Origin of the sequence: Barnesiella sp. CU968 (genome assembly GCF_905219685.1) — a bacterium.
In the GTDB taxonomy this organism is placed as follows: domain Bacteria; phylum Bacteroidota; class Bacteroidia; order Bacteroidales; family Muribaculaceae; genus Lepagella; species Lepagella muris_A.
In genome coordinates this window covers 1-6,864 of the sequence record NZ_CAJMXD010000148.1, presented here as the reverse complement: position 1 = coordinate 6,864, position 6,864 = coordinate 1, and the positions used below count along the sequence as shown (strand labels likewise).

At 43.0% G+C, this 6,864-nt stretch carries 8 protein-coding genes and 1 pseudogene; all 9 read right to left on the bottom strand.

Going from position 1 to position 6,864, the window contains the following annotated elements; translation table 11 throughout:
• The 9 genes and pseudogenes from JX312_RS14125 to JX312_RS07150 all read right to left on the bottom strand — a co-directional run bounded on the left by JX312_RS14125 (window position 1) and on the right by JX312_RS07150 (window position 6,429).
• Window positions 1–657, bottom strand: coding sequence for a transposase (locus tag JX312_RS14125; protein WP_239653846.1), 657 nt, complete (start codon window positions 655–657; stop codon window positions 1–3).
• Window positions 608–937, bottom strand: a complete 330-nt coding sequence (locus JX312_RS14120; protein WP_239653845.1) for a hypothetical protein — start codon at window positions 935–937, stop codon at window positions 608–610. Before JX312_RS14120 ends, JX312_RS14125 begins: the two co-directional genes overlap by 50 nt.
• A 79-nt stretch (window positions 938–1,016) precedes the next feature.
• Window positions 1,017–1,367, bottom strand: coding sequence for a transposase family protein (locus tag JX312_RS07185; protein WP_204457526.1), 351 nt, complete (start codon window positions 1,365–1,367; stop codon window positions 1,017–1,019).
• A gap of 28 nt (window positions 1,368–1,395) precedes the next feature.
• Complete coding sequence (locus JX312_RS07180; RefSeq protein ID WP_204457525.1) at window positions 1,396–1,632, bottom strand: hypothetical protein; 237 nt, start codon at window positions 1,630–1,632, stop codon at window positions 1,396–1,398.
• Window positions 1,633–1,900: 268 nt separating this feature from the next.
• Window positions 1,901–2,728: a hypothetical protein gene (locus JX312_RS07175; RefSeq protein ID WP_204457524.1), complete on the bottom strand. Its 828-nt coding sequence runs from the start codon at window positions 2,726–2,728 to the stop codon at window positions 1,901–1,903.
• Window positions 2,729–3,613: 885 nt separating this feature from the next.
• A pseudogene (locus tag JX312_RS07170) lies at window positions 3,614–3,745 on the bottom strand (transposase); the annotation flags it as partial.
• Window positions 3,746–4,135: 390 nt separating this feature from the next.
• A complete protein-coding gene (locus JX312_RS14115; protein WP_239653844.1) occupies window positions 4,136–5,194 on the bottom strand; it encodes a GNAT family N-acetyltransferase in 1,059 nt (352 codons plus the stop codon).
• On the bottom strand, window positions 5,191–5,391 hold the full coding sequence (gene dmpI / locus JX312_RS07155; RefSeq protein ID WP_204457522.1) for a 4-oxalocrotonate tautomerase DmpI: 201 nt from the start codon (window positions 5,389–5,391) through the stop codon (window positions 5,191–5,193). Before dmpI ends, JX312_RS14115 begins: the two co-directional genes overlap by 4 nt.
• Window positions 5,392–5,817: 426 nt before the next feature.
• Window positions 5,818–6,429: a DJ-1/PfpI family protein gene (locus JX312_RS07150; protein ID WP_204457521.1), complete on the bottom strand. Its 612-nt coding sequence runs from the start codon at window positions 6,427–6,429 to the stop codon at window positions 5,818–5,820.
• Window positions 6,430–6,864 lie beyond the last annotated feature (435 nt).

Genomic DNA, 6,864 nt, shown 5'->3' with positions numbered 1-6,864 from the left:
TCAAGAGTATAGTGTGGCCAGTCTGAACATAAAGAATTTGATGTCTCTGACTCCCCGGAACTGTGTTCTGAACGCCTTGATTTTGGCATTGAAGGATTCTGCCGAGGCATTTGTGAGCCTTCGCTCGAAATAGTTGATTATTGTGGTGTTGTGGTTCTCGAAAGTCTCCAGGACTTTGTTGAATTCATTATTTCCGAAGGTCTCCACTTCGTTGTACCATCTGGCGAGATTCAGTCTGGCAACTCCGGCAGAAGTCTTTTCGTAGAATGTGTCCACAAGCTTTAGAAACAGTCCGTATGCCTTTTCCAAATCGGGGAATATCCTGAACAATATTCCGGCGCGTATCTTCTGCTGTCCGTTCCATTTTGATTTGTGCTTGTGTATTATATGCCGGCTGCGTGCCATTATCTGAGGCATGGTCTCGCCATTCTCCATCCTTTCGGGTTCCCACTGTCCGATCAGTTCGCGTTCTTCTTTTAAGGCTGCATTCTTTCGCCTCCGGCGATGCTCCCTGATTGCCTTGTTCTCGGCATCGAGTATCTCCCAGCGGTGACGTATCTTCAGCTGGTCAACGGCTTCGGGAAGGAGCCGCTGGACATAAAACCGGTCATTGACAAGCGATGCGCCGGGAAACACGTTTCTGACAGTCAGCATCATGGCTGAAGAAAGGTCTGTCGTAACCGTTTTTTACCTTAAGGCGCTGCCTCAAAGGCACTTTCCGCAGTATTGCCGACACTGTGTCACTTGACACACCACGGACCATCGCAGCGAGGGCACCTCTGCCTCCATGCGCGGTCTTGTTGGTCAATATGGTATAGACATCACCATTGCTCAGGAAGGTCTCGTCAAGACTCATGTCCGCGCCGAAATTTTCAGGATACAATATGTATTCATCGGCATGGTTAAGCTGGTCCCATGATCGATAGTCGCTGATCACTTCCTTGTATTGCTTGCGCAGTGTCTGTCTGTTCAGACCGTTGCGTGCGGCAAGAACGGAGATGCTGACGGGAGTGCTCTCAATCTCTCTCTTTTAAAAAAGAGACGAACTCGGTGTTAAGCCTTGNGCCGTCGAATTCGGATACATCCCATTCATAGCTGAATATCTCGCCGGTGGATTTGTCCAGCCACTTGCGCTTCCGCACATGCAGGTATGTGGCACAGCCCCTTATGGGATAATCCTGTATAGTCCGGTAATCACCAAAACCGTAGGAGATTATGTTTTTATTGTACTTGTCTTCGCTAAGTTGTTCATTCTTTTCATCAAGCCAAATGTCGAAACGGCTATCGCTTTTTTCAAAGCGGTCAATGTCGAAGTTGTCTATCAGGACTTCGGGGAGGATTGATCTGAGTAGTTGGTCTGGTTTCATTTTGCAAAGATAACACTATGTTCCGACATCACCTCCCCGCCCACCGGAAAAATCCGCTGACCCCAAAGAACTCTTTGTCCAGCCTTGCGGCTAAATCAACACACCGGCACATCAGCATGTTGAATTTCTGATATTTCTCCTTGCTGACTCTTACAATCCGCAACACACCCAAAGTCTTGGAAAACGGCATCGTCTGCATAGGAACCGTCATACACATATCAAATGCGTAAGCGCTGGTAGTTTCTTGTGGGTTTACTTCCCTCATAACTTTTTGCAGCTGCGCTTGTCTTGACTTATTTCTCATCACATCAGCGAGATATGAGTCAGGACAAGTGCACAAAGTTACTGCCAATAATTCATTCCGGTTAGAAGGAAACAGACATTATACAGGAGTTGCAAACAGGTCGGAATATGGATTAGAGATTTACGATGGCGCGACTCCGCTGAACAGCAGTAACCGCCTATGGAATATAATCTGAGGACAACCGATTGGAATGTCCATACAGAATCTGCACGCCAACTAAAATCAAGTTTTACTTTCTACCGCCAGCAACGATTTTCTCAATGCGGTTTCCAGTCTTGCGAATATATATGCCGCTGGCAGGAGGAACAGCTGATCTAACTCCGGTCAAGTCGTAATAAACAGGCTTTTCATTTTCCGACGATTCATGGGTTGAAGAAACGCCTGTGCTGATGTCATTTTCTACTGTTATACCGTTATAAAAGATTCTAAATCCATAAAACTGCACGTTGGCATTCTGTTTTTGTTTCGGAATACAGATGGAAACCGAATGCAGAGGTAATGAAGGATCAATCTCAGAGCCGACAGTGAATGGAACAGTAGTAGTGTTGTTTTTGTTTATTATTGCATCATAGATATTTTGGGCAGACATGGAAAGGAGATCCTTTTTAAAATCCACTATCGTTTTTTTAAGATATACATTTTCATCGAACATCAGCGTTACAGGAGTTTTATTGTCTAATACTATCGCATAAGTGTTTATTCTCAGACAATTCATCAATGATGTTGTTTTGAAACGGATTTTAATCCAAGAGTCATTCTCGTTTTCAACGGAACCATTTATGAGAACGCCGGAGCGACCACTTACGATGTCAATGTTGTTACATTCGATACTCTCCACCCATTTTTTTGCATCGTCATCAAGCAGGTTGATTAAATCCTCTCCCGTGCAGTTACGTATATTTCCTTTGGGAACTTCTTTCAAGAAAGAGATTATGGCATTTTGAGTTTGCGCCATGGCTGCAATGGTTCCTGTGAATAACAATGCTGTCACAAGACAGATTTTTGCACAAAGTTGTTTCATATAATATAAGGTTAATGTGGTTGATCCTAAGAGCATGTCTTGAATTTAACACGAATTATATGTAAAAAACTGTTTAATTTTAATTCGAAATTATCTATATGATGTATCTTGTGGCTTTCCTGAGGTCTTTTATGGTTGTCTTTACCGGGTATCATCGGTCACATGGTCCGCTATGCTCCCTCTTCAACTCGTAAAAACGTCTCATAAAATCCTCTCATTGAACCTCTCAATTAAATTTAAACAGTAAACTTGTCTTGACTTATTTACGAAAGTTAAAATAATGATATTGCTGATTCTTTTCTCAGCCTCAGCGAATCTATCCGGTTGTTTTCACCCACATGTAGTGTATTTCCGGTGAATTCCACCAAGTTTCGTAAGTCGCAAGCCTGCTATACACCCTCTTCAACTCATGAAATTCGCGCGAAAAAACACCTCTTCATGTGAATGAAAGTTAAATCCAAACACTGAACTTATGTATTTTCTTATGAGTATATCATTTACCTCGAATCTACAAAAAATTCGATGTAAATGATAAATACACGGTAAAAATATCTAAATTTATTCAATAATGCAAATATTATTCATAAATAAATCCGCGACTCATTTGTGATTTCATAATTTCGAGCGAGTCTGCGTCAGGAAGCAAGACATGCGAATGCACACTCGACCACCCATCTGAGTGGCTTTGGAATGAAGCCTTTTACGCCATCAGGGGTATTGCTTATATCATACTCGATATCAAAGTCATCATTTACCTCCTCAATAAATTCCCCTCATTGCCACTCTTATTGCTCCCCCGTTTGACGCTTTGTGCATCCAATGCTACGGCCGTCGGAACGGGATTCTGACGGCATTTCCTTCTTATCTTCAAGACAGTCTTATCAATACAGAGTTCAATACGACGTCTTTATTTCATCCAGAGAAGTGCCGGTATACTGTCTTCCATTTTGGAAAGTCCTTGGGCAACATTCGCCACTGACAGCCACTGACCAGGATATATAGTATGGACTCAAAGATGCTTCGGAGGAAATTTTTTACGATAACGACAATCATTTTCAAAGAATAAATTCAAGACAGTTCGTATGTTTGCATCTTCCCGAATGTAGACATACGATTTCCGGTCACATATCATTCGACTTCCACCCATCCGATGCTCCGAAGATGAATGACGAGCTTATGACCGAGATGTCGCACGACCATATGAGGCATATAGGGCTGACCAATACCCCTTAAATTGTGATACGTCATTATGACTCATCGATGAAATAGCTTTGTTCAGCAAAGAACGCACATCCGCACTGCCATATCGTTTTCAGCAGGGAAAGTCAAAACACTGAACTGCTCCCGACTTTTCAGAACACAATAATAGCGTACATAAGAACACAGTTAAATACCTGGTTTTATGATTATCGCTATCGGATCGCTCATGACATAAGTTCAGCGTCAACAACCTTTTTTTATAACTTTTGTCTCGCGGATAATCCCTTTGACAAATTCCGATTTTGACTCGGTGTAGCCGTCTCGGTCGTTGCGATATTTAGGCAAAAGGCTAAGTTTCAATTTCTCATACTCTTTGGCAACATCCGGATTACTGTTGAGATAGTTGCGGAAAGCAATCTCGTCATTATCTCCCATAGCATGGATATGAACATGAAATACCTTTTCGGCATAACCCTGCGGGGTATAGCCTTTATTGAAGCTCATACGGTTTTCGGATGATGACATGCAGATGTATCCGGCTGTTTCCATTACCGTTCTTACACCTTGCCAATCGGCATTGGGAGAAATTTCAACAAGGATGTCAATAATCGGTTTCGCTTGAATGTCGGGAATCGCCGTACTGCCTATATGGTTGACGATTGGATGATATTCCGAAAGGAATTCCGACAGGAGACCAATTTCTTCCTTCGCCCAATCTCTCCACTGTGGATTATATGAAGCCAGGCATATAGGAAAGAGTTGCCACAGTTCTTCCAATGTCATTTCGCTCAGTGATTTTTTACAAAATTCCATCTCAATACAATTCCACGTCTCGCCAAGACAATCATAACACTCCGTCTCTTGCTTGACAACACGATGAAATCCAACCGATTCATAGCACCTGACAGCTGTCGGATTGTTTTCAAAAACGCCCAGTGAAACTTTTATGGCACCTAATTTGGAGAATGCATAATCAACCGCCATACTGACAATGGCTTTACCAAAGCCTTTGCCTCGCCTTGAATCATCAATAATAACAAATCCCAAGCGTTGTTCAGAAGAATCATCTGCCGGAGTGCGTATAGAAATATATCCGACAATATCTTCATTGTCAACCATAGTCAGTGCAACGGAGTTATGCCCGTCAAAATATTGCTGATGATATGAGTTCATATCTTCCGGTGTGACAGGATAACGCTCATATCGGTCAGCGCACCATTGGCGCATCAGGTATTCGCTCTTAAGCCAGGTAGTGATTACGTTGGCATCCGTGTGCCGATATGGCCTGAGGGCAAGGTTCATGGCTTGTAGTTGCGTTTGATTTCGTCTATTGACTTGCCGCCGATACCGAAGTTCTCATCCGGCAATTCCTTGATTGTGACGGTGAAGAACTGTGTCGGGATATGGGTTATCTCGGAAGCTGTCGCCGTCAGCCGTTCAATCAGTTCTTTCTTCTGATCTGAGGTCAATGCTCCGCTTTCAACTGATATGTATGGCATGATAATCTTCTTTTGTCATTATGTAGAAATGTTCTGTACGGCTATCTCCGAGAGGGGATGCAATGTTGTCGTTGATATGATTCCGGGGGCATTTCATTATCAATCCAAGACATATCCTCACATCTTTTGCCCAAGCGCTCTTCAGCTCCTGCCAGACATAAGTCCAACGGCAGGTCAAAGAAGAAAACCGTATCACATCTATTCAATCTCATGGGTAGCGTATACATATAATTGCCGTCAATAATCCACTTATCTCTGGACATTATTCCTTGCAAACGCTTTACAAATTCTTCTCTTGAAAGTGTAGTTCTGTCAGGCAAATGCCATATTACGTCAAGGTAATGCAAGGGCAAACCCGTCTTTGCTGATAGTTTTCTTGAAAAGTACTTTTTCCGGCACCGGGACAACCTATGACAATAGCTCTCTTCATTCAATTGAGAAAAGGCTGCAGAAGCCCTGCTTGTTGAACTGATAGTACATTTCGATTCGCTCCGGCGTGTCGTTTTCAAGCAGCAGAAGCAGTTCCTTTGCAAATTCAAGAGTTGCAGAGCCGTTTGCAGTCACGATACTGCCATCGCTTACGGCTTGCGCGTGGATGTAACCGTCGGTATTAGTGTAGTTCTCCCCTCCCCAATATTTCAGTTGCTCCATGCCATTGCCGGTATGTTTCACGGCATTGAGAAAACCATGCTTTGCCATGAACGATGCCGCGTTGCATATCGCACCGACAATCTTCCCTTTTTCAATAGCTTTTTTGACAATCGGCACAACTTGATCGGCGACGGGCGTACTCCACCCGAAACCACCAATCAGCACCAATGCGGCATAATCATCTGGCATTGTATCAAACGAATAATCCGGCAGCGTGCGGAATCCTCCGATTGATTTCACCGGCTCCAATGTCGGGGCTACCACCCTGTTGATATACTTTGGATTCTCTTTCAGTGCAAATTCATCAGAAGCGACAGCCTGTGATAGATACACATCCTCATGCGCAGCATAGTCAGGCAGGAGTATATATAGAATTTCGTTGCTCATAATCGATTTTACTTTGCTTCACAGTCCAATGGAGCGGTTTGTAAATGCAGAAGCGTGGACTGTCTATGCCATGTCTTAACTGGAGGTCGCAGGAAACCTTGTATACAGATGTAGAGATAGCAGCCTACGCCATATGCGTGAGAACCGTCATGCTATCTTTGCATCCCGAAAAGTTCTACGTTTTCAATTACAAGAGAGCATATCGATTCTTATTTCAAAATGTCGTGAGCGGACTTGCGTCAACCCGACCACAAAGGTACGAAATTTTATGGGATTTAGAAACTGCTTAAATTTAATTCGAAATTATTTATATCAATAGTTCGTTAGAAATTACCGAAATAGTTGAAACTTAAGTTAATATGTCGAATTGTTAAATACAAATGAATCGCCAAAACGTTCATTATAAAAACATTAGACAATATGAACGTATTGGCG

What these genes read in the sequence shown, in the direction of transcription:
- dmpI (WP_204457522.1), bottom strand. Translation starts at nt 5,391, where the DNA reads ATGCCATACATATCAGTTGAAAGCGGAGCATTGACCTCAGATCAGAAG.
- JX312_RS07180 (WP_204457525.1), bottom strand. Translation starts at nt 1,632, where the DNA reads ATGAGGGAAGTAAACCCACAAGAAACTACCAGCGCTTACGCATTTGAT.
- JX312_RS14115 (WP_239653844.1), bottom strand. Translation starts at nt 5,194, where the DNA reads ATGAACCTTGCCCTCAGGCCATATCGGCACACGGATGCCAACGTAATC.
- JX312_RS07175 (WP_204457524.1), bottom strand. Translation starts at nt 2,728, where the DNA reads ATGCTCTTAGGATCAACCACATTAACCTTATATTATATGAAACAACTT.
- JX312_RS14125 (WP_239653846.1), bottom strand. Translation starts at nt 657, where the DNA reads ATGATGCTGACTGTCAGAAACGTGTTTCCCGGCGCATCGCTTGTCAAT.
- JX312_RS07150 (WP_204457521.1), bottom strand. Translation starts at nt 6,429, where the DNA reads ATGAGCAACGAAATTCTATATATACTCCTGCCTGACTATGCTGCGCAT.